Consider the following 22,007-nt stretch of genomic DNA (forward strand, 5'->3'; position numbering starts at 1 on the left):
CGGCTACAGACCGGTTAGGTAAAAGACAAAGGCCAGCGCCGCTACGCCAAAACCGAGCCAGGTAACGTGGTGCGTCAACAGGAACCGCCCACGCGCCAAGGTATTTTCAACAATGGAGGCAATGACAAACACCGCCAGCAGTTTGGCCAGCATGATGACTGCCGCCAGCGCCAGAGTGGGCACCGTCAGTTCCACCGCCTTGCCAAAGGGAATAAACACCGCCAGGAACAGCTCGGCCACTACCACCTGCTTGAGGCCTATCCCCCATTTCACCAGCGCCAGGCCGGAGCCGGAGTATTCGGTCAGTGGCCCTTCCTGAAGTTCCTGTTCCGCCTCTGCCACGTCGAAGGGGATTTTGCCCATTTCGATAAACGCGGCGAAACCGCAGGCCAGCATGGCCAGCAGGGTGGCCGTCGGCGAACTCCACCCTTCGGTCAGGGTGGCGCTGATGGTGCCGATATTGGTGGAACCGGCAATCAGCGCCACCACCAACAACGCCAGGATCAGCGTAGGTTCTACCAATACGCCCAGCGTCAGTTCGCGGCTGGCCCCGATCCCGGCAAACGGGCTACCGGTATCCAGACCAGACAGCGAGAAGAAGAAGCGGAACAGTGCGAACAGATAGAGCAGGGTGATCAAGTCCCCCGCACCGGCAAACGGCGACGTCCGCGTGACGATGGGCAGCGTCATCGCCACCAGCAACATGCTGCTCAGCAGTACATAAGGCATCACGCGGAAGATGGCGCCCGACTGCGCCGGAGCCACCTCCTGGCGCTTGAACAGCTTGCCCATATCGCGGTAGTCCTGCCAAATGCCAGGGCCACGGCGCGAGTGCATCCGGGCGCGGATTTGGCGGGAGATCCCGGTGAACAGCGGCGCGAGCGCCAGCATTATCAGCGCCTGCATCAGCGCGAAGAGTCCCATCATTAACGACGGTGTTTCCTGCATCGACATGCTATTTCTCCCTTAAACCGCGACAAGCAACAGCAGGATCACCAAGGCGATCACCACATACAGGCAATAGAAGCGGAAGTCACCGCTCTGCATGCCCTGCAACCGCACCCCCAGGCGTTGAGAGGCCTTGACCAGCGGATGGATGATCCAGTCATCCCAGAACGGCTCGGCGCGGGTTGCCCCTGCGGTGGTCTGTTCCAGTGCTCGCGCTAATGCCGGAGTTGGATCGAGCTGCTTGCGCAGACGGTACAGCGAAGCAAACATGGCGCGCAGTGGCTGGGTAAAGCCCCCGGCGGACACCGCCATCGCCTGCTCCCAGTTGTAGCCGCAGGCCCAAGGGTCGCCACGGCGGCGGAAGTTGGACTGATTGCTTTTCAGCAACAGATACACCGCCAATGGGATCAGCGGCAGAGCGAGCAGCAGGATAAAGGTCAATGCTGGTGACAGCATGGCCTGGCTGGCCAGTTGCGGCACCAGCATGGAACCTTGCACGACGGTGACGTCATGAGTGCCAACCTGCGTCATGGCAACCTGCGCCAACACAGGTGCGACCACGCTGGCTCCCACGCCGAGCAGTACGCACAGCAGGGCCAGCAACAGCATGGAGACCGTCATCTGCCATGGCACTTCGCGAGCCTGCACCGCTTTTTCACTGCGCGGGCCGCCGCAGAAGCTGACGCCGTAGACCTTGACGAAACACATCGCCGCCAGCGCCCCGGTGATCGCCAGCATCACCATGGCAATCGGGCCGCTGAGGCGCATCACAAAGTTGCCGTCGTGGCTCATGGAAAACAGCGATTGGTAGGTGTACCACTCGCTGATAAAACCGTTCAGCGGCGGCAGGGCGGAGATCGACATACAGCCGATCAGGAATGCCAGCCCAGTGAGCGGCATCAGCTTCGCCAGGCCGCCCATCTGTTCCATATCGCGGGTATGCACGCGCCAAATCACGGCACCGGCCCCCAGGAACAGCAAGCCTTTAAACACCGCATGGTTGAGCAGGTGGTACAGAGCGCCGAGCAAGCCCAACGCCGCCATCACCGGGTGTCCGCTAGCCATACCGACCATCGCCACGCCCACGCCCATTAAAATGATGCCGATGTTCTCCACCGTGTGCCAGGCCAGCAGGCGTTTGATATCGTGCTCGGCCAACGCATACAGCACTCCCAACACCGCAGACACCGCGCCGAAGGCTAGTACCACGATGCCCCACCACATTTCGGTGGCACCCAGCAGGTCGATCCCGACCTTGATGATGCCGAAAATGCCGATCTTCACCATCACGCCGGACATCAGCGCTGAAGCATGGGAAGGGGCAGCCGGGTGGGCGCGCGGTAACCAACTGTGCAGCGGCAGCATCCCCGCTTTGGCCCCAAAGCCAAAGAAGGCCAGCAGGAACACCACCGACGCCATCCAAGGGGAAAGAGACAGAGTGCGGAAGGAATCAAAGTCCAGGCTGCCGCTCTGCCGCCACATCAGGAAGAAGGCGATCATGATCAGCACCGAACCGGCGTGGGCGATAAAGAAGTACAGCAAACCGGCGCTGATCGATTCGTCATCCTGATCGGCGATCACCAGGAACCAGGAGGCCAGCGACATCATTTCGAACAGAATAATGAAGTAGAAGGCGTTATCCATCACCACCAACCCGACCATCGAGGCGATAAACAGGTTCATAAAGAACCCCATGCTCGCGGCGCCTTTGCCGCGATACTCCTGCACATAGGCGATGGAATACAACGCGCAAACGGTGACCAGGAGCGAAATCACTACCAGCATAAAGGCCGCCAGCGAGTCCATGCGTACCACAAAGGCGGCAAACGAGAACAGGCCAGGGGTAGAGAAGGTGAGGGTTTGCCCGCTTAACAGGACCGGGACGGCGCTGCACAACCCTAACAGGCCACCCATTATCGCGCTGATGCCCGCCAGCAAAATGGCGAGGCGCTCCCGGCGAAACAGCAGCAGTGATAACACACCACCGGCGACATACATCACCAAGGCCCAAAACAGTAGAGTGAGAGAGTCCATGATTATTTCTGCCCCCTGACGAGAGAAGGAGAGGATGGCCAGCCGATCGCGACCTGGCCGGCTCGCGCCAAACGCCGGGCCTGCGCTTCCTGCTCAAGCTGCTGCTCATCGATGATATGCAGGGCATTGGTTGGGCAGATGCGCACGCATTCTGGCCCATCGGCGAGGAAGGCGCAGAGATCGCACTTCACCGCTACCGTTTTGATCCCGGCATTCCAGGACAGATAGGGAGATTGGTTTGCGGGGCTGGTTGGCACGTCGGGCAGCAGTTCTGCCGGGACGTACTGCTCAAACATCGACGGGATATTGACTGGCCCGCTGCCCGCCGGCGTAATTGCACCGAACGGGCAGGCCAGGCCACATAGCTTGCAGCCAATGCACAGGGTCTCATTCAGCTCTATGGCATGCTCGCCGTGCGTGATGGCATTGACCGGGCAAACGCGCGCACAAGGGGCGTCTTCACATTGGCGGCAAAGTATCGGCGCCGTTTGTTCTCCGACCCGGGTCACCGTCAGCCTGGGATGCGACTGTAGTCCTTCGGCCTTATGCACCTCGGTACAGGCAGCCATGCAGGTATTGCATCCGATACAGTGTTGAGGCTCCGCAATAACAAAGCGGTTCATGGCCGTTCCTCCGACAGAAAGCGGTTCATGCTTATATCGCCAACGACAGTGGATTGAGGGCGGCGCGGCGGCGTTTCTCTGCGTTCATTTTTTGCAGTAGCTGTTGGTCCACACAGAGCAACGCATCGGTGGGGCAAAACTCCATACAGGCCGGGCCATTGGCACGTCCGGTGCAGAGATCGCACTTGTGCGCTTCCGCCTTCTCGGCGGTGGGGAACATCAAGGCATTACCCTGATGGGCCATCGGGCGGGTGACCACTTCCATCACTCCGTATGGGCAAGCCATGACGCAGGCTTTACAGCCGATGCAACGCTCCTGCGTGACCTTGACCATGCCGTCGCTCTGGCTGATGGCCCCGTTGGGACAAACGCTGGCGCAGGGGGCATCATCACACTGACGACACAGCACCACGGTGCTGACATTGCCGCCTTTCAGCAGATGCAGGCGAGGCGTGAAGTTGGCGGCATCCAGCGCCGAGACATCCTGGTTTTGGCTATGAGCCACTACGCAGGCGATCTCACAAGTACGGCAGCCGATGCATTTTTGCGGATCGGCCATGATAAACCTGTTCATCAGTCACTCCTGATTACCTTCCATCGTTAAACCCCAGGCGGCGAGCCTGTAGGTCTGTGCTGCCGTTAGCTATACACAAAACGTGCCAAGCCTAATAAGTTGATATAAAACAGTTGGTTGTGATTTTATGTGCCGCGCATGAACGGCGGATGGGCATAAACGACGAAGCGGGAGGGGATATTCGTCACGTTCCGCCCGGGTTGGCGTCGTCACTTCGTCATTTTTGTCGAAATCGGTAGCAAAAATGACGGTTTGCCCCTCACCCCAACCCTCTCCCACGGGGAGAGGGAGCCGATCGGCGTTGTCGATAAGTGCGGGAATAAAGTTGCGGCTTGTTAAGTCAATTTTCCTGTGGAGGGGGAGTTAAATTGGCGCTGTGGTCGATCACGGGACTTAATTTGCGTCTCGGACTGTCCCCTCTCTTAGGGGAGAGAGAGCTGATAACTCCTACTCTGTTGGGAGAAGGGCTGTCATATCAGCAACCTCGGTCGCCCCCTTTAGCGAAGGTGAGTCAGCCGGTGCTTATGAAGGATCACTATACTTTCAGCCCAACTCGATCGGTTCCCTCTCCCTGTGGGAGAGGGTTAGGGTGAGGGGCCATGGGATCACCTTGGCACCGTAATTGCACTAGCTGAAGCATCGGTGATTAATCGCCGAACAACGGAGCCCAGATGCATGAAATAACCCTGTGCCATCATGCGATGGAAATGATGCAGCAACATGCCCGGCAACATCAGGCCCGGCGCATTACCGCCGTCTGGTTTGAGATCGGCGCATTCTCCTGCGTGGAGGCGGAGTCGCTGAGGTTCTGCTTCGACATGGTTTGTCGCGGCACCTTGGCCGAAGGCTGCGAGTTATATCTGCTCGAACAACAGGCACAGTGCTGGTGTCACGACTGCCGGGCGGATGTCCAGTTGCTGGTTCCCCAGGTCCTGGTCTGCCCGCAATGCGGCGGGCGCAACCTGCGGGTGCAGGCGGATGACGGCTTGCAACTCAAGCGCCTGGAAATTGAATAACCAAGAGGAAAAGGCATGTGTATAGGCATTCCCGGTAAGGTTGTGGCGCTGGACGCAAACCAACCCCAGCACGCCTGGGTTGACGTCTGCGGTGTGCAACGAGAAGTGAATATTGCCCTGGTGTGCCAGGACGATGAACCGCCAGAAGCGCTAATCGGTAGCTGGGTGTTGATCCATGTTGGCTTTGCCATGAGCCGCCTGGACGAGCACGAAGCGCAGGAAACCTTGTCGGCACTGCAGGCTATGGGGGAAGTGGAGCAGGATGTTGCGTTGTTCCTGGCAGGTGAGACCGAGCAGGAACGGAGATAAATTGTGCTATCCCCGGCAAATGATATTCCTGTTGCGGTGTTTTGTTGATCCGGTCGGGAGAAATTACCATTAACAAACCTTACTCTTTGTGGGGATGTTCGCTGGCAATAATCTTCGTGACTCAGACAAGTGATAAACCATGTCGACTGTACGCTTAGAACAACAAGACCTGCTCGAAATTACGCGCATGCTGCTCGGGCAGCATAATTTCATCGATCTGTTACTGCAATTGCGTCAGGTATTGCAGCGCATGCAATTGGCCGACAGCGTCGCGTTGGTGCTATTTGATCCGCACAGTGAACGGGTGAGTTTTCACGGGCTGGATCAAGCGCTGCAGTCGGTAAACTATCAGGACGAAACGTTGCTGGCGAATGGCCCGGTGAGCCGCTTTCAACACAGCTCGTTACCCCAACGCTGGCAGGCTGATGAGCTGCACGATCGCTATCCGCAAATCCGCGCCCTGAAGTTGCATCCTCCCTTCAACCAATACTGTTTGATGCCGCTACATGCGGGCGGGCGGCCGCTCGGGGGCTGTGAATTACTGCGTAGCGGAAGCGAGCCGTTCAGCGATGCCAGCCTGGTGCAGTTGCAAACGCTGATGGAAGTGGTGGTGCTGGCCACGCAGCAGATCGTTTTGTTGGAAAACGCGCAACGGCAACAGCACCAGCTGCGTCATGAGCTGGATGACTATCGTATCTTGGTGGATGTCACCAATGCGGTGCTGTCAAAGCTGGATCTGGATGATGTCATGGGGGAGATCTCGGAGAAAATTCACCACTTTTTCAACAGCGACGCCATCAGCATCGTATTACGTAGTAACCACGCAGAGCAGCTCACTATCTACTCCACCCACTATTTGCATAACAACGCCCCCGAACGTCAACAATACAACGTGGCGTTGGCTGGCACCTTAACCGAACGGGTGATGCGCAGCGGCGAATTGCTGCTGTTGAACCTGAAAAATGCCGAGCAGCTTTCCGGCTATGAGCGTCGGCTGTTTGATATATCACAGGGTAGGATCGAGGCATTGTGCGTATTGCCACTGATATTCGGCCAAAAGAAGCTGGGGGTGCTGAAGCTGGCGCAATGCCAGGCAGATGGTTTTAACGCGGCCAACTTACGGGTGCTACAACAGATTGCCGAGCGTATTGCCATCGCGGTGGATAATGCGCTGGCCTGCCAGGAGATCAACCGGCTCAAAGAGAGCCTGGTGCATGAAAACCTGTATCTGACCGAGCAGATCAACGTCAATCATCCCGATCTGAGCGAGATTGTCGGGCGCAGCGCGGGGATGTCTGCGGTGCTCAAACAGGTCGAAATCGTGGCTAAAAGCGACTGTTCGGTGCTGATCCTCGGGGAAACGGGCACCGGCAAGGAGCTGATTGCGCGAGCGATCCATAACCTGAGCGAACGACGTGACCAGCGCATGGTGAAAATGAACTGTGCGGTGATGCCTGCGGGCCTGTTGGAGAGCGACCTGTTTGGCCATGAAAAAGGTTCGTTTACCGGGGCCTCGACCCAACGTATGGGCCGCTTTGAACTGGCGGAGAAGGGGACGCTATTCCTCGATGAAGTGGGGGAGATCCCCATTGAGTTGCAACCCAAGCTACTGCGGGTGTTACAGGAACGGGAGTTTGAACGGGTCGGCGGCAATAAACCGATCTCCGTCGATATCCGTCTGATTGCCGCCACCAACCGGGATTTGCAGCAGATGGTGGCCGATCGTGAATTTCGCAGCGATCTGTTCTATCGTCTGAACGTGTTTCCGATCGTTATTCCACCGCTGCGCGAACGGCCTGAAGATATCCCCCAATTGGTGAAGTTCCTGACCCATAAAATTGCTCGTCGCATGAAGCGCACCATCGACAGTATCCCGGCGCAAACGCTGCGGTTATTAAGCCAGATGCCGTGGCCGGGCAACGTGCGTGAACTGGAGAACGTGATTGAGCGGGCGGTATTGTTGACGCGCGGCTCGGTGCTTGAGCTGCCGCTACCCGAATTGCAGTATTCGCAATCCTCAGGGGGGCCGCCTGTCGCTGCCATGGAAAAGGTATCGCCGGAGGAGGATGAGCGCCAACGGGTGCTCCGCGTGCTGAAAGAAACCAACGGCGTGGTTGCTGGGCCACGCGGGGCTGCACAGCGTCTTGGGCTGAAACGCACTACGCTGCTATCGCGGATGAAGAAGTGGGGCATTTCGGTGAATTGATGGTGAAGGGGGCGCCGCATGCTGCGCCCGTTTTAATCCTATTAACCCCAGGCTCAAAACCCTGGGGTTGGTTGACGAATGATTACTTACGCGCATCCAGCAGTTGAGCGGCGTTCTCGGTGGTCACCACGGTCCATGGCACCGAATAGCGTTTAGCCGTGCCGTTATCCCACTGCATCTGGCCTGCATACTGCTTCCAGATATCCGACTGTGGTTGATAGCTGTCGCCTTTTACCGCGCGCAGCGCTACATCGATAGAACCCTGCATCTGGGCATGAGCATCTTGCAGAATCGACACCATCTCACCAGCCTGTACGGCACGAATGGCATCAGAGACGCCGTCGACCCCGGCAATCGCAAAGTCTTTCACGTTCAGATTGGCACCCTTGATAGCTTCAATTGCCCCCAAGGCCATTTCGTCATTTTGTGCGATGACGCCGTTAATCTGGCCACGGTGTTTCTGCAACCAGTTTTCCATCAGCGGCAGCGCCTCGGCGCGTGACCAGTTGGCCGTCTTGCGCTCCAGCACCTTGATTTTGCCTGGGCCACATTCGGCAATGGCCTTGTCGTTGCCTTGCCCGCGCTGGATCTCACCGCTGCCGCCTTTTGGCCCTTCGATAATCACCACGTTGCCCTGGCAGTTCATTTTCTGCAGTACCGCTTTGGCTTCCAGATACCCGCCCAGCACGTCGTCAGAGACCACTTCAGAGGTCATCTGATCGGTATTCAAACGGGCGTTGGTGACCACCACCGGGATCTTGGCCTTGTTGGCCATGGTCACCACGTCGATGTTGGCCTCGTAGTCCATCGGGTTAATGATGATGGCATCGGTTTTGGTCTGAAGGGCGGTTTCAGCCTGATTGTTCTGCACCATCGGGTCGTAGCGGCCGTCGTAAACGGTGAGCTGTACGTTGCCATTTTTAACCTCAGGATGCTCTTTCGCCGCCTTCTCCATCAGTTGGACAAATTCGGCCTTCATGCCGTACATCAACACGGCGATTTTCACCGGGGCGGCCTGGGCCAGCGTTGAGGTCCCCAGCAGCAGGCCGGAGGTGAGCAACGCAATTTTGGTCATCTTGTTCATGGTGACTCCTGGTTATAGGGGTTTTGTTGTTATGAGGTAAGTTAGTCACGCTGTTGTTTGCGTGACGGGTCGAGCAACACGGCGACAACAATCAATGCGCCCTTGATGATCTGCTGGTAATAGGACTGCACACCGAGCAAATCGAGGCCGTTATTCATCACGCCGATAATCAATACGCCGAACAGGGTGCCAACCAAGGTGCCGACGCCGCCAGCCATACTGGTGCCGCCAATGACCACGGCGGCAATGGCGTCCAACTCGTAGGCGCTACCAGCGTTGGTTTGTGCCGAACCGGTACGTGCCGTCAGGATCAAACCGGCGATCCCCGCCAGGGCAGCACACAGGGTGTAGACCAACACCTTGATTTGTATCACGCTGATGCCCGAGGTGCGGGCGCTCTTCTGGTTGCCCCCCACGGCATACACATGGCGGCCGAAGATGGTTTTATTGAGCAGGATCCAGGCGAGCACAAACAGGGCGGTAAAAATAATCACCGGCACCGGGATGCCCAGCACATAGCCATTACCTAACCAGCGGAAATCGCTGTTGAGTTGCGAAACCGGGTTACCGTCGGTGGTCAGCAGCGCCAGGCCACGGGCGGCGGAAAGCATCCCCATGGTGACGATGAAAGGCTGCAAGCGGTAGCGGGCCAGAATGGTGCCGTTGATCAGCCCGCAGACGATGCCGATGCCCAGGGCGACAATCAGCGGCACCATCACGGCATGCGCGGTATCGCCGATCGACAGCCCGCTGTTGGTGGTGGCAAAGCGGGCGGCGACGATGCCGCTCAGCGCCAAGACCGAGCCTACGGAAAGATCGACCCCGGCGGTAATAATCACAAAGGTCATGCCGATGGCCAGAATGCCGTTAATCGAGATCTGGCGCAGAACGATCAGCATGTTCTCATCGCTCAAGAAGTAATTGCTGCTCCAGGCACCTTGCGCCACCTGAACTTCGCCAATCACCGTGACGATCAGACACAACACGAAGAAGGCGATAATAATGCCGTATTTGTGCAGATGCCGTTTATTTTGCGTAAAAAAAGCCAACCCGGGCGTTAATGAGTGGGTGCCATTCATAGTAAGTTCTCTTTAAAATAATGAGTTGATTGCCTGGCTATACGGCCAGTTTCATTAGTTCCGCCTGCGTGGCGTTTTTAGTCGATAATTCACCGGCGAGCATGCCGTTACGAAACACCAGAATGCGGTCACTCATACCGATAATTTCTGACAGCTCGGAAGACACCATGATGATCGCTTTATCCTTCAGCGCGAATTCGGACATAAAGCGGTAGATCTCTTTTTTGGCCCCCACGTCAATGCCGCGTGTCGGCTCATCGAGCAGCATGATTTGCGGATCGAGCAAGGCCCAACGCCCCAATACCACCTTCTGCTGGTTGCCGCCGCTCAGGTTGCCGACGATATGGTCGGCATCGGGGGTTTTGATGTTGAAGCGCTGGATCATGTCGTTGGCGCGCTGCTGTTCCTGGCTCGGGTTAATCATACCCAGTTGGCTGATGGCACCCAGCGAAGCCACGTTGATATTTTCTTTCACCGAGCGGCACAGCACCAGGCCGGTATCCTTGCGGTCTTCCGTCACATAGGCCAGACCGCTGTTGATTGATTCTTGTGGTGAATGCTTGGCGAGCTGACGATCGCCGATCTGGATGGTGCCGCTGTCCGCGTGCTGAATGCCAAAGATCAGATCGAGGAACTCACTGCGCCCGGACCCCACCAGCCCGTAAATCCCCAGGATCTCGCCGCGTTTTAACGTCAGGCTGATGTCGCGGATCTTGTTGCCCCAGCACAGGTGTTGCACCTCCATCATCACTTCATCACCGGGCTGATTGAATTTGGCAAACTCGCTTTCGAACTCGCCGCCAATGATGTGCTCAATCAGCTGCTCGCGGGTGATATCTTGCAACAAACCTTCATGGATATAGCTGCCGTCACGGAAAATGGTGTAGCTGTCGGCAATCTGGAAAATCTCGGACAGACGGTGCGAGACGTAAATGATGCCTTTGCCCTTGGCGGCCAGCCGGGTGATCGCCTGGAAGATTTTCTGCACGTCCTCCTCGCCGATGGCCGACGTAGGCTCATCCATGATGATGATGTCGGCATCGGAGTGGGAGAGGGCCTTGGCGATCTCCACCAACTGCTGTTCCGCCACGCTGAGGTTGCGCATTTTTTCCGTCGGCGACAGGGCAAAATGCAGGTCCTGCAACAGCGCAGCGGTCTGCTGGTTCATGGTTTTGAAATCGACAAAGCCCAGGCGGCGGGGTTCGCGCCCCAGCCAGATGTTTTCGGCAACCGTCAGATCGGGGATGGCGCTCAGCTCTTGTTGCACGATAGCGATGCCAGCCGCCAGCGCCTCTTTCGGATGAGCCAATTCACAGCGTTGGCCATTGACGAAAATATCGCCGCTGTCGGGCTGGATAAAGCCCATCAGGATGCTGAGAAAGGTGGACTTCCCTGCACCGTTGCCGCCGCACAGCGCATGGATCGATCCTTTGCGCAGGCAGAATTCGGCATTTTTCAGCGCGACGACGGAGCCAAACGATTTCCTCACGCCGGTGACCTCCAGCAAGTAGGCCGGGGCTTGGGTCTGGGGATCGCGTGTCATAGCTTCACCTCGGGATACTCTTTTTGCAGTAGGTTCAGGTAACCGGCATACAGATCGGCATATTGCCGCTGGCGCTGCGGATCCGGCATCACGCGGGTCTCTTCATCCAGCCGGACAAAGCGCTGGCATAGCCTGGTTAACTCTTCTGAGGCCAACAGCTCGGGTTGGGTCGCCAGACTGTCACACCACATGGCCTGAATGGCAGCACCCAGCGCAGCGGTTTCCTTTTCTGCCAGACACACCACCGGGCAGTTCATCACGTCGGCGACGATCTGCCGCCAGCAAGCGCTGCGAGCGCCGCCGCCGGTGAGGCGAATTTCGCTGGTGGAAATACCCTGTTGCTGGAACAGGTCGAGGCCGTAGCGTAGGCCATAGGTAGCGCTTTCTACCACGGCCCGGCACAGGTTGGCCCCGGTAAAGTTGTCACTGTCCAGGTTATGCAGGCTGGCCTTGGCTGCGGGCAGTTGCGGAACGCGTTCGCCGTTGAAAAACGGCAGCATCATCACGCCTGCCGCTCCGGGTTCGGTGGCGGCAAGGGCCTGATTAAATCCGGCTATGTCCTGGTGCAACAGACGCTGTACCGAGGTGCTGGCAGAGGTGACGTTCATGGTGCAAATCAGCGGCAGCCAGCCGTTGCTGCTGGAGCAGAAACCGGCAATCGCTTCAGAATGGCTGACCACCGGCCGATCGGCATAGGCAAACAGCGTTCCGGAGGTGCCGAGGCTCATCGTCACGATGCCGGGGCGAATATTACCGGTGCCGATTGCCGCCATCATGTTGTCGCCGCCGCCGCTGGCCACCCGGACATTAGGTTGCAGACCCAGCAGCGCCGCCACTTCCGGGCGCAGATAGCCAACGCTTTGCTCGGCGTTGATCAGGCGAGGCAGGGCATTCCACAGCAGGCCGCTATCGTCGATCAGCGCTACGGCATCGCGATCCCAGCAGCGCTGACGAATGTCAAACAGCCCGCTGCCTGAGGCATCGCCAAATTCCGCCACCCGTTCCCCGGTCAGCCAGAAGTTGAGATAGTCATGCGGTAACAGCACCGTTTTCAACCGTGCCCACAGCTGTGGATGTTGCTGCTTGAACCACAGGATCTTGGACGCGGTATAGCCCGCCGCTACCATCAGCCCCAGCTTCTGCAGGGAACCTTTGATGCCACCCAGGCCTGCCAGCAGAACGTCGTTTTCCCGCTTGGTAGCGGTGTCACACCATAGTTTTACCGCGTGCAGCACTTCGCCTTGCTCATCCAGAGCAACGAAGCCGTGCTGCTGGCCGGAAACCGACAGGGCGACAATCGCCGCTGGATCAATGCTGGCGCTGTCGATCGCCTGACGAAACGCCAGCAGCAATGCCTCAATCCACCACTCGGCCAACTGCTCGCGGCGCCCGGAAGAGTCGCTGATCATCTCATGCGGCGCACTGCCTTCGCCCACGATGGTGCCGGATGTGCCATCGACAATCACCACCTTGGTGCCTTGTGTGCCACAGTCGATGCCTGCATAGAGCGCCATGAGTTACTCCATTTCCAACATGATTTTGATGTCGGTTGGATGACCCGCCGCAGCGCGTTCAAAGGCGGCCACGCTGTCCTTGAACTTGAAGCTTTGCGAGATCAGCGGCTGTACCCGCAACTTGCCGGAGCTGAGCAAACGCAGGGTGCGCGAATACATGTTGGCATAGCGGAAAATGGTCTTGAAGGTGACCTCTTTGGCCTGGGCGGCCACGATGTCCATTGGTGCGGCATCAATTGGCATGCCGACCAGTACCGCAGTGCCGCCGGGAGCAATATGCTCGCTGACGCCGCCGATGGCCGGTTTGGCTCCGCTGCATTCGAACACGATGTCGACGCCGTTGCCGCTGGTCAACTCGGCGACCTTTTGCGCCAGGTTGCCGGTTTTGATATTGACCGCGTGCAGCCCCTCATAATTGGCGGCCACCTGCAACTTCTCTGCAAACAGATCGCAGATGATCACATCTGAGCAGCCACCGGCCAACGCCGCCAGAGCGGTCACCACGCCGATGGGGCCAGCACCAATCACCAGCGCGATATCACCCGGCTTGATCGCAGCCTTGGTGGCGGCGTGCATCCCGATGGCCAGGGGTTCCACCATGGCACCTTCGGCAAAGCTGACGTTGTCCGGCAGTTTGAAGGTGAAGGCGGCAGGGTGGATGACGCTCTCTCTCAGGCAGCCGTGGATCGGCGGCGTGGCCCAGAAGCGAACGGCTGGATCCAGATTGTATATCCCTGCACGTGATTGCTGTGATTGCAGATCGGGAATGCCAGGCTCCATGCAAACCCGATCGCCAACCTGTAGATGGCGAACGTTTTTGCCAATCGCCATGACGACGCCGGCAGCCTCATGGCCGAGCACCATCGGGGCGTTAACCACGAACGGTCCGATACGGCCATGCTGATAGTAATGCACATCGCTGCCGCAAATACCGACGGAATGGATCTTGACCTGTACATCGTTTTCGCCAAGGACTTCATCAAACTGACAATCCTGGATGCTGATTTTACCGGGTTTTTCTAGCACTAATGCTTGCATGGTTATCATCCTTTTGTATCATTTTTATGGTATCGATATCATTTTCAATGAGCAGGATAGTAAGCGCGGACGGGCTAAAAATGTGTGATGTTGGTTGTGTTTTTTGCTTTTGTGTTAAAAGTTGTTGGTTTAATGATGTTAAATAGTCGTGAAGATCACATTTATTGGCGTGCGATGTTATCTATGATGGTATCGATATCATTAACGTTAACGAGGACATCATGCAGCGACCTATCGATGCGCTAGAAAGAACCCAAACCTTGCTTGCAGGCTGTGGCATACGGTTGACCGACGTGGAAAAACGGGAGATCGAGCTGACGGATTTCGGCCTGGCCGATTACCCGCGCTCGGGGTTACAGCTACTGACTTACATTAACACCCCGCGCTACTGCGCCAAGGAGTTGGTGCTATTCCCACACCAAACCTGCCCGGAGCATCTCCATCCGCCGTTTGATAATACGCCGGGCAAACAGGAAACGTTCCGCTGCCGCTGGGGTGAGGTTTATCTGTTTGTGGATGATGATGCCCTGACCTTGAACACCGAGCGGGGGAACCCAGTCTGTCAACCTCCAGCCGGGTTCGAACAGTGGTATACCTGCCAGCGTTATATTTTGTTGCGCGCGGGAGAACAATATACAATCAAGCCTAATACCAGACACTGGTTCCAGGCAGGTAAGCTTGGTGCGGTGGTTTCTGAGTTCTCATCGCAAAGCCGTGATGATCTAGATGTTTTTACCGATCCCAACGTCCGGCGCGTCGGTTGATGCTGCAGTGATGAGAGTATTTACATAAGAGGTGATAATCCTTGATCACCTTGCCATGGTACAAAATGAGATGTTCCAACCAGGAGTCACACTTGGCGGCCGATCGACCACTGAAAGCGACGCTAGAGAGCGTCGCAGCGCTTGCAAATGTCAGCAAAATTACCGTATCCCGCGCGTTCTCGCAGCCGGACAAAGTCCACCCCGATACGCTCGATCGCATCCTCAAGACGGCGGAGAGTCTGGGGTATGTGATGAACACCGCCGCACGCAATCTGCGGGCTAAAGCAAGCAAAACGATCGGCATCGTCAACCCTGATATGGCCAACCCGTTTTTTGGCGCGCTCACCCGGCTGATGACGCTGGAGGCGCAGAAAGCGGGCTACGATACGCTGGTGTTTGACTCTTATGAGTCGCAGGAAAATGAAAACCGCATTATCGACAAGCTGATTGGCTACAACGTGGATGCCATCATTTTATCGGTGATCTCATCGGACCGAAACTATACGCCCGGCTACCTGAAAAACCTGGAAAGGCTCGGCATCCCGGTGGTGCTGGTCGATCGGGAACTGGATGGGGCGTTTTGCAGCGGCGTGTATATCGACAATCTGGACTGCGGTTTACAGGCGGGGCGTTATCTGCTGGAGCAGAACAGCCAAAAGGTGGTGGTGGTTTCCGGGCCAGAGGACTCCAACGTGGCCAAAGAGCGGGTTACCGGGCTGATTGCTGCGCTGCAAGGCAAGGTGGCGAGCCTGGAGATTATCCATGCGGATTTCTATATGGATGCCGCCCTGCGTGTGACCAATGAGTATCTCGATCGCCAGCCGCCGCCGGACTATTTTGTCGGCTGCAATAACCAGATTTCGTTGGGCATCATCAAATCTTGCGTCGACCATCGCCTGAGGCTGATGCAAGACGTCTCGCTGTTCGGTATTGATGAAGTCTCTAATGCGGCAATTTACGGTTTTAATTTCCCCTGTATTTCCCACGATCTGCATGAAATCGCCTGGCAGGCGTTGGGGTTGGCTATCCGCCGGGCCGTCGATCACGATATTAAACCGGGTAAAGTCATTGTCAGAGGCAAGTTGCTCTCCGGCTAGGGATGCTCCTCACGCCAGCCCTCTCCCACAAGGAGAGGGAATCTAATGTGCCACACATACCCCCTAACCGCAAAGGCTTGGAGTTTCATACTGTCAGGCATTTATCCTTCTTTTTAACCCTTATTTTAATAAGCCGTAAGGTTATATTTACAAAATAAGCTCTCTCTTGACGAGATAGATCGCCTCATTAAAATTATTTTTTTATCTTTTTTTAATAAATCAAGGTTTTACGGTGGCTTTTTTGGAGTTATTAGCTATTTAATGGTTTTATGCTAGATTTTAAATCTATTTTTTTTATTGACTGGTTTTTATATCTACTTTTGTTAAGGTTTTGCGATAAAGTACCAAAAAAGTGAGTTACAACTGCGCAGTAGAGCTATTTATTGATGTAATATTGATTGAAATCAATCAGTTGAATTGAGTTATTGCGGCTTTTTTTACGATCATTGACAGTTGGGCGACATTAATTAATATTAGCCGGAAAGAATTCTCACTCAGAAGATTCTTGAAGGATGGAACTCAAGTTGGCCTAACCATACATAATGGGTGCCCTGGTGTGAATACCAGAGTTAATAGGCTGTAATAGTTTTGCAAAGGAATGGCGTGTCAGATAGTCAAGACTTATCTTGCCCCTTCTACTTGTTGTCCATCTAAACATCAATGTGCGTGCTTTAAGGCATTCCTTATATCGCTCGATTGATAAATTTGGATAATGTTCTCTTATCGCACCTGATACGACTGCTTGGCACCATTGAATGGTATTGGGCATAAGCTAAATTAACCATATATCACAATGAAGATAAAAGTACTTATATCCAACGATGACAAGTTCTTTACGCAGGGCCTGACGCATATTTTGAGTCACTACTTTAATGAAAAAGGCATCTTGGTTGACGTGAATGAAACACTTGATGCCAATGCACATTACTATTTGGCCTTTATTGGCGTCAATAATCTGTCGCAATATTTCTACGCCAGAAAAATGGTCAGTACTGAGGTGATATTCATTATTCAGCCCGACGTTGAGTTGATTTTAAATCGCCCTGAAAAGGCTATGAAAATTCTGCTGCGTAATCATTCTGTCAGTACGCTCTTGCAGCAAATTGACGAGGTTTATCTCACGCCGCAGAGATTTTCGCAGATTAGGAACCCCCTGTCATTGACCCTGCGGGAAAAGGATGTATTACATTATTATTCAATTGGTTACACGAATGTAGAAATTGGTGAACTGCTTGGCATACATCAGAAAACGGTCAGTGCGCACAAAATCAAAGCGATGAACAAGCTTAACTTCAAGCACAAAGGCGAGTTCAGGCGTTGGCTCATCGAGACGCATTACCCGCAAATGTGCGGAGCAGAAAATCTGAGATGAAATTTTCCTCAGGTGATCATTTATCTGCAGTTTAAATATAAAGTTAACATCATATGAAGTATATCATTGATACCAGACTGGTATTTGATAGTGACGAAAGAACACTATTCTTGCAAGAATCACCAGATGAATCACTCGAGATCGGGGCGATCACTGCCCGTTTATTTGTTGAGATGCTAGAAAATGTGGCGGGGGTTGAGCGTGACTATCTGCTGGATGCAGTATGGTCCAATTACGGTCTGAAACCGTCAAATAATAATCTCAATAACCATATCAGCCTGTTACGCAAGTACATTGCCAGCATTGCGCAAGTGGATGACCTGATCACTACCTTACCCAAAAAAGGCTTTGTGGTGAACAAGAAATATGCTGTTAACGTGATCAAGACGGAGGTTTCTGACCGGCCTGAGGTAGCCGTCAAAGTGGCAAAAAAGACGACAACGATGGAGTATCCGGCGATCCTGTGGTTTCTCTCAATGACGATTGTCATTTTGCTGGTGCTGCTCGGCCTGATGGTGACGAGCGATCACCACGCAATATTTGGGGTGTGTTGAGTCAAGTCTGGTTCGACTAGGTGGGCATTCTGATTGGCTAACCTTATAATCAGTATAAGCCCATGATGAATTTGCAGGTTGCTATCCTATGTCGCAAACGCCGTTTAGTAGGGTCACCTATACGTCACGTAGACAAAACAAGGTGCTGTTTGCCTTTGCGGTATTGGCGATGGTTTTGGCCGCTGGCCTGTATTGGGGCACTCAGCGCATTATCGATCAGGAGCGTGGCCGCTTCACCTTAGACTTCTTGACGCTGGTAGGGTATGCCCACGAACAGGAGGCCTTCCTGCATGAATTGCGCCATCAGAGCGGGCAACTGTCTGCTCTGCCTGATGCGAGACTGGGTAGCTTTCATGAGATTGCCACCTTGCCAGCTTTCGGGGACAGGTTGTTTGAGGGGCGTGAAACCGCGGTGGGGATGCCGTTCTCTTTGCTGTGCGAAAAAAATTGCCCTATCAAGCCTGAAGCACTATTGCCGCTAGGTAGCTACCTGGCGGATTTTTACTCTTCGTTTTGGGCGGCATCCTACTTTCCTGCTGCTACCGTGTTCTTTATTAATGAAGCTGACGATGCCAGCATTAGCGTTCCCGCAGTTAATGTCAGTGCTGGCTATGAACCTATCGACCTTGAGACTTATCGGGTCGTGGTCGATGCCGTGCGTGAACGGTTAAGCAGCAGTGCGCCAATCAAGGATTGCCAGTGGCAACCAGGGGACAAGCCGGTAGAGGATGAGGCTATCTGGTTTCGCACCGCTGCTCTGCCAGACCAGTTGATTGGGTTGATACCCTCAGGGTTCTCGCCCAGGATCTGGAGCCACTTGAGTAGAGGGCCTGCCAGCTGTATCTACGCAGCAACTCTGCTAAGTCGTTCGCGCGTGGGAGTTCTGGAACGTGCCGTCAACCCGGCACCGCGTCATATATTCTGGCTGCAGCGGTATGGTCAGGTATGGTTGAGCCATAAAACGCACGGCCTACTAATGGGTGAAGGCCAGCCCCCTAGAGTCAATCAGCCTGGTTTGTACTACTCCCCGAGTGGCCTGCTGTTCAAGATTGTTGACCCAAGTGGCGAATGGGCAGGGTATTATGCCGTAAGTTATGTGAGTTTTTTCCGGGATAACCTGTGGTTGCCTGTTAGCGTGCTATTGGTGTTGCTGATCGGTATTACCAGCGGTTTGGCTTATCTGCGCTGGTATAACCGGCAGGTGATCTTGCCAGCCCAGGAGGCCCAACATGAAATACTAGAAAGCGATGCCTTTAACCGCACCCTGATACAGACGGCGCCGGTTGCGTTGTGTCTGATCGACCGTGACGATGGTCATTTGGTGTTTGGTAATGGGCTGGCATTGGACTGGTTAGGGGCAACCGTCGGTGAGCGGTTGCCTGATTCCGCAGCCGCCACCAGGCTGCTGGATCAGGTGCTTTCTGCACCGGCTGCCGGAGTTATCGAACAACTGGATATGGCAGGAAGGATACTTTACGTTGCCTATGCGCCAACCCGTTACCGGCAGCGTGACGTGATTCTGTGCGCCTTTGCGGACGTCAGCGCACGGGCGGAAATAGAACGCCAACTGGCGTTAGCCAAGGCGGCTGCGGATGACGCCAGCGTGGCAAAATCCACCTTCCTGGCCACCATGAGCCATGAGATCCGCACGCCGCTGTATGGCGCATTAGGCACTTTGGAGCTGTTGGCCACCACGAGTTTGGACCGCCAGCAGCGTCAATATGTCGAACGTATTGACGACGCCTCACAAATGCTGCTGCAACTGATCAGCGATATCCTGGATGTCAGCAAGATTGAGGCCGGGCAGTTGCGGTTGGAAAAGAGGGCATTTCAGCCGCGCGAGTTGGTACAAAGCTGTACCGGCACTTATGCGGCAATGGCTCACCGTAAGGGCTTACTGTTGTTCTCTGTGGTCGATCCCGAGGTGCCGCTGGTGGCGATAGGGGATGCGGTGCGCATCAGGCAGATCCTGAGTAATCTCATCAGTAATGCGATCAAGTTTACCGAGTTTGGCCACGTCATCGTTCGGCTCAGTCAGGTTGATGCTGGCCGCGAGCAAACCCGACTGCATCTGGAGGTCTGTGACAGCGGGGTCGGCATCTCTAAAGCACATCAGGCGAAACTGTTCACTCCCTTCTTTTTGATTGACGGGGGGCACCGCAGTTTGGGTGGCGCGGGGCTTGGCCTTTCCATCTGTGAACGCCTTGCCGATTTGATGGGGGCGGAAATCACGCTGGAAAGTAAACCTCAGCAGGGCAGCAGGTTTGCAGTGACGTTGGATCTTGCCGTTGGCGAAACGCCTGATGATCATGAACCGCAATTGGCAGGGGCCAGCGTGTTGGTTCGGTCACCGCACCCGGAACTGACCGATAATATCTGTACTTGGCTGCGCTATTGGGGGGCTCAAGCGGCACCGGCTAGAGATCGGCTGTTACCGGGGAATAATGACGAGGCCATTTTGCTGGATGTGCAGCGGAGCTCTCCGGGTGAGGTGCTTGAGTGGCATGGGCCGATTTTAGCCGTTTATTTATCCGGTGAAGTTGCCAATGGCGCGGTGGTTGATGCATACAGCCTAAGCAGCATAGGCTACGGCATTGGCCAACTGCTCAACGGTAAGCGGCCAAGTGAACAACAAGAAATGGCTCTGCCGCAATTCCACTTTCGCGTACTGGTGGCGGAGGACCATCCTCTTAACCAGGTCACGCTACAGGGACAACTCGAACTGTTGGGTTGTGAGGTCCAGCTGGCAGGCGATGGTGAAGAAGCGCTGGCGCAGTGGGATATCACTCCCTATGACCTGGTGCTGACCGACGTCAACATGCCTTACCTGAATGGTTACGATCTGGCGCGTAAGCTACGTGCGGAAGGGGCGACGGTGCCGATTATCGGGGTAACGGCCAACGCGATGCTTGATGAGGAACGCCGCTGTGTTGAAGCGGGTATGAATGACTGGTTGGTTAAGCCGATTGAGGTAAGTACGCTGGTAGAAATCTTGCGCAAATATTCCCACAGCAACCATAATCAACTTGAGAGTCAAGACGATAGGGATTTCAAACATGTAGAGCCCAACGTGCTTAACAAACACCGCGACATTTTTCTCAGCACCATGGAGGAAGATATGCGTCAGCTAGAGCAAGGGATGGCTGACAGCGATGCAGACCGGGTTGCCACGGCCCTGCACCGTATGCGGGCTGCGCTGGCGTTGGCCAACCATCGAGCGCTCGCGGCGCAAATGGCAGAGCTTGAGTTGCATATGCAAACGCAGGGGCTTGATGAGCAAGGGCAAGCCAGAATGTCCGCAATCGTCACTGACATACGTCGGGTTTTGAACAACATCGCATCAATCTGATCAAACGTAGGTGTCCGATGAAAACATTACGCGTAGTCTTGGTGGACGACCACCAGGTGGTGTTGGCAGGTCTGAAAGACTATCTGGATCAACTCCCCCATATCGAAGTTGTGGCCACCTTCACCTCGACCGAGGAGTTGGTTCGCTATCTCAAAACCACCCCACCCGATGTGATTATCACCGATTACAATATGCCCCACGACGAGACACATAAAGACGGTTTACGCTACGTCGATTTTCTGGTCAGAAATTTCCCTCAAGTTAAAATGTTAGTGTTGACCATGATTTCCAATCCGATGATCGTCTCCGCGCTTTACGACACCGGTGTAGCGGGGGTGGTCTTTAAACAGGATCCGCTATCAGAGGTTCACTCAGCGTTGCGAGCCGTAAGGGCGAACGCCAGATATTATCCCGCTTCCTTCCAGAGCGATGGCCTTAGCGATGAGCGTGAGGTATTTATACAGCAGCGCATCAATAGTTTGTCACCTCGCGAGTTTGAAGTTTTACGTTACTTTGTCAAAGGTGATTCCATTGCGCATATTGCAGAACGGCTTAATCGGAGTGCCAAGACGGTTAGCCTGCAGAAGAATTCTGCTATGCGTAAGTTGAACGTTGAGAGTAATCAGGAGCTGATCCGTTTTTGTATGGGCAACCATATTTTTGACTGATAGTACGGCGGTTTGGCGAGGTTGAAGCCCAAGAGGTCGAAGAAGCATCTTGGGCTGGTTAAGTGAAATTAAATAGCTTTAAATGCTGAATAATATGTTTTATTAGGGTTTTTTTTATATATCATTGGGCTTTAACAATATAATAAGTTGCGAAATTATATTTAGTTATTATTAAGTAGCTATTTTATGTTTTTTTGCTGTTTTTTATTTAAGCGTAAATAATCTTACGGCTGCA

18 protein-coding genes are annotated in these 22,007 nt (G+C 54.8%); 9 read left to right on the forward strand and 9 right to left on the reverse strand.

The window, feature by feature from the left end; all coding sequences use genetic code 11:
* Positions 1–3: 3 nt before the first annotated feature.
* Genes ACMV5H_RS17210 through hydN form a run of 4 tightly spaced genes read right to left on the reverse strand, consistent with a single transcriptional unit; the run spans position 4 to position 4,179 of the window.
* The gene (locus ACMV5H_RS17210; protein WP_314733017.1) at positions 4–954 is read right to left on the reverse strand and encodes a respiratory chain complex I subunit 1 family protein; all 951 of its coding nucleotides are present in this window, start codon (positions 952–954) and stop codon (positions 4–6) included.
* Between the two features lie 12 nt (positions 955–966).
* On the reverse strand, positions 967–2,982 hold the full coding sequence (hyfB, locus tag ACMV5H_RS17215; protein ID WP_021804845.1) for a hydrogenase 4 subunit B: 2,016 nt from the start codon (positions 2,980–2,982) through the stop codon (positions 967–969).
* 2 nt (positions 2,983–2,984) lie between these two features.
* On the reverse strand, positions 2,985–3,605 hold the full coding sequence (locus tag ACMV5H_RS17220; RefSeq protein ID WP_021804844.1) for a 4Fe-4S dicluster domain-containing protein: 621 nt from the start codon (positions 3,603–3,605) through the stop codon (positions 2,985–2,987).
* Positions 3,606–3,636: 31 nt separating this feature from the next.
* Complete coding sequence (gene hydN, locus ACMV5H_RS17225; protein ID WP_021804843.1) at positions 3,637–4,179, reverse strand: electron transport protein HydN; 543 nt, start codon at positions 4,177–4,179, stop codon at positions 3,637–3,639.
* Positions 4,180–4,850: 671 nt separating this feature from the next.
* On the opposite strand from hydN, the gene hypA reads away from it, so the two are divergent.
* The 3 genes from hypA (at position 4,851) to flhA (ending at position 7,710) form a co-directional block, all read left to right on the forward strand.
* Positions 4,851–5,195: a hydrogenase maturation nickel metallochaperone HypA gene (gene hypA / locus ACMV5H_RS17230; RefSeq protein WP_021804842.1), complete on the forward strand. Its 345-nt coding sequence runs from the start codon at positions 4,851–4,853 to the stop codon at positions 5,193–5,195.
* A 15-nt stretch (positions 5,196–5,210) separates the two neighbouring features.
* Positions 5,211–5,504: a HypC/HybG/HupF family hydrogenase formation chaperone gene (locus ACMV5H_RS17235; RefSeq protein ID WP_059200441.1), complete on the forward strand. Its 294-nt coding sequence runs from the start codon at positions 5,211–5,213 to the stop codon at positions 5,502–5,504.
* A 139-nt stretch (positions 5,505–5,643) separates the two neighbouring features.
* Positions 5,644–7,710, forward strand: coding sequence for a formate hydrogenlyase transcriptional activator FlhA (flhA, locus tag ACMV5H_RS17240; RefSeq protein ID WP_414822168.1), 2,067 nt, complete (start codon positions 5,644–5,646; stop codon positions 7,708–7,710).
* 82 nt (positions 7,711–7,792) lie between these two features.
* Here the strand turns inward: flhA and ACMV5H_RS17245 are convergent, their stop codons facing one another.
* From ACMV5H_RS17245 to ACMV5H_RS17265, 5 genes are read right to left on the reverse strand one after another with little or no spacing between them, the layout of a single operon-like run.
* Positions 7,793–8,785, reverse strand: a complete 993-nt coding sequence (locus ACMV5H_RS17245; protein WP_371822191.1) for a substrate-binding domain-containing protein — start codon at positions 8,783–8,785, stop codon at positions 7,793–7,795.
* A gap of 50 nt (positions 8,786–8,835) precedes the next feature.
* Positions 8,836–9,873, reverse strand: coding sequence for an ABC transporter permease (locus ACMV5H_RS17250; protein ID WP_021178412.1), 1,038 nt, complete (start codon positions 9,871–9,873; stop codon positions 8,836–8,838).
* 37 nt (positions 9,874–9,910) lie between these two features.
* Complete coding sequence (locus ACMV5H_RS17255) at positions 9,911–11,416, reverse strand: sugar ABC transporter ATP-binding protein (RefSeq protein ID WP_414822169.1); 1,506 nt, start codon at positions 11,414–11,416, stop codon at positions 9,911–9,913.
* Positions 11,413–12,930: a xylulokinase gene (gene xylB / locus ACMV5H_RS17260; RefSeq protein WP_021804837.1), complete on the reverse strand. Its 1,518-nt coding sequence runs from the start codon at positions 12,928–12,930 to the stop codon at positions 11,413–11,415. The genes ACMV5H_RS17255 and xylB overlap by 4 nt, the downstream gene beginning before the upstream one ends.
* Positions 12,931–12,933: 3 nt before the next feature.
* The gene (locus tag ACMV5H_RS17265) at positions 12,934–13,968 is read right to left on the reverse strand and encodes an NAD(P)-dependent alcohol dehydrogenase (protein ID WP_115158298.1); all 1,035 of its coding nucleotides are present in this window, start codon (positions 13,966–13,968) and stop codon (positions 12,934–12,936) included.
* Positions 13,969–14,189: 221 nt separating this feature from the next.
* Between ACMV5H_RS17265 and ACMV5H_RS17270 the strand changes: the two genes are divergently transcribed.
* From ACMV5H_RS17270 to ACMV5H_RS17295, 6 genes are all read left to right on the forward strand, one after another.
* Positions 14,190–14,732, forward strand: coding sequence for a D-lyxose/D-mannose family sugar isomerase (locus tag ACMV5H_RS17270; RefSeq protein ID WP_115158521.1), 543 nt, complete (start codon positions 14,190–14,192; stop codon positions 14,730–14,732).
* A gap of 92 nt (positions 14,733–14,824) precedes the next feature.
* On the forward strand, positions 14,825–15,829 hold the full coding sequence (locus ACMV5H_RS17275; RefSeq protein WP_414822170.1) for a LacI family DNA-binding transcriptional regulator: 1,005 nt from the start codon (positions 14,825–14,827) through the stop codon (positions 15,827–15,829).
* A 793-nt stretch (positions 15,830–16,622) separates the two neighbouring features.
* Positions 16,623–17,201, forward strand: a complete 579-nt coding sequence (locus tag ACMV5H_RS17280; protein WP_414822171.1) for a response regulator transcription factor — start codon at positions 16,623–16,625, stop codon at positions 17,199–17,201.
* Positions 17,202–17,254: 53 nt separating this feature from the next.
* Complete coding sequence (locus ACMV5H_RS17285) at positions 17,255–17,755, forward strand: winged helix-turn-helix domain-containing protein (protein ID WP_115158301.1); 501 nt, start codon at positions 17,255–17,257, stop codon at positions 17,753–17,755.
* 88 nt (positions 17,756–17,843) lie between these two features.
* On the forward strand, positions 17,844–21,104 hold the full coding sequence (locus tag ACMV5H_RS17290; RefSeq protein WP_414822172.1) for an ATP-binding protein: 3,261 nt from the start codon (positions 17,844–17,846) through the stop codon (positions 21,102–21,104).
* 17 nt (positions 21,105–21,121) lie between these two features.
* Complete coding sequence (locus ACMV5H_RS17295) at positions 21,122–21,772, forward strand: response regulator transcription factor (RefSeq protein WP_115158303.1); 651 nt, start codon at positions 21,122–21,124, stop codon at positions 21,770–21,772.
* Positions 21,773–22,007 lie beyond the last annotated feature (235 nt).

Source organism: Serratia sp. N21D137 (assembly GCF_047530005.1).
GTDB classification, from domain to species: domain Bacteria; phylum Pseudomonadota; class Gammaproteobacteria; order Enterobacterales; family Enterobacteriaceae; genus Chania; species Chania fonticola_B.

Excerpts from the sequence above, each read along its gene's own strand:
- ACMV5H_RS17210 (WP_314733017.1), bottom strand. The coding sequence starts at position 954 with ATGTCGATGCAGGAAACACCGTCGTTAATGATGGGACTCTTCGCGCTG.
- hyfB (WP_021804845.1), bottom strand. The coding sequence starts at position 2,982 with ATGGACTCTCTCACTCTACTGTTTTGGGCCTTGGTGATGTATGTCGCC.
- ACMV5H_RS17220 (WP_021804844.1), bottom strand. The coding sequence starts at position 3,605 with ATGAACCGCTTTGTTATTGCGGAGCCTCAACACTGTATCGGATGCAAT.
- hydN (WP_021804843.1), bottom strand. The coding sequence starts at position 4,179 with ATGAACAGGTTTATCATGGCCGATCCGCAAAAATGCATCGGCTGCCGT.
- hypA (WP_021804842.1), top strand. The coding sequence starts at position 4,851 with ATGCATGAAATAACCCTGTGCCATCATGCGATGGAAATGATGCAGCAA.
- ACMV5H_RS17235 (WP_059200441.1), top strand. The coding sequence starts at position 5,211 with ATGTGTATAGGCATTCCCGGTAAGGTTGTGGCGCTGGACGCAAACCAA.
- flhA (WP_414822168.1), top strand. The coding sequence starts at position 5,644 with ATGTCGACTGTACGCTTAGAACAACAAGACCTGCTCGAAATTACGCGC.
- ACMV5H_RS17245 (WP_371822191.1), bottom strand. The coding sequence starts at position 8,785 with ATGACCAAAATTGCGTTGCTCACCTCCGGCCTGCTGCTGGGGACCTCA.
- ACMV5H_RS17250 (WP_021178412.1), bottom strand. The coding sequence starts at position 9,873 with ATGAATGGCACCCACTCATTAACGCCCGGGTTGGCTTTTTTTACGCAA.
- ACMV5H_RS17255 (WP_414822169.1), bottom strand. The coding sequence starts at position 11,416 with ATGACACGCGATCCCCAGACCCAAGCCCCGGCCTACTTGCTGGAGGTC.
- xylB (WP_021804837.1), bottom strand. The coding sequence starts at position 12,930 with ATGGCGCTCTATGCAGGCATCGACTGTGGCACACAAGGCACCAAGGTG.
- ACMV5H_RS17265 (WP_115158298.1), bottom strand. The coding sequence starts at position 13,968 with ATGCAAGCATTAGTGCTAGAAAAACCCGGTAAAATCAGCATCCAGGAT.
- ACMV5H_RS17270 (WP_115158521.1), top strand. The coding sequence starts at position 14,190 with ATGCAGCGACCTATCGATGCGCTAGAAAGAACCCAAACCTTGCTTGCA.
- ACMV5H_RS17280 (WP_414822171.1), top strand. The coding sequence starts at position 16,623 with ATGAAGATAAAAGTACTTATATCCAACGATGACAAGTTCTTTACGCAG.
- ACMV5H_RS17285 (WP_115158301.1), top strand. The coding sequence starts at position 17,255 with ATGAAGTATATCATTGATACCAGACTGGTATTTGATAGTGACGAAAGA.
- ACMV5H_RS17290 (WP_414822172.1), top strand. The coding sequence starts at position 17,844 with ATGTCGCAAACGCCGTTTAGTAGGGTCACCTATACGTCACGTAGACAA.
- ACMV5H_RS17295 (WP_115158303.1), top strand. The coding sequence starts at position 21,122 with ATGAAAACATTACGCGTAGTCTTGGTGGACGACCACCAGGTGGTGTTG.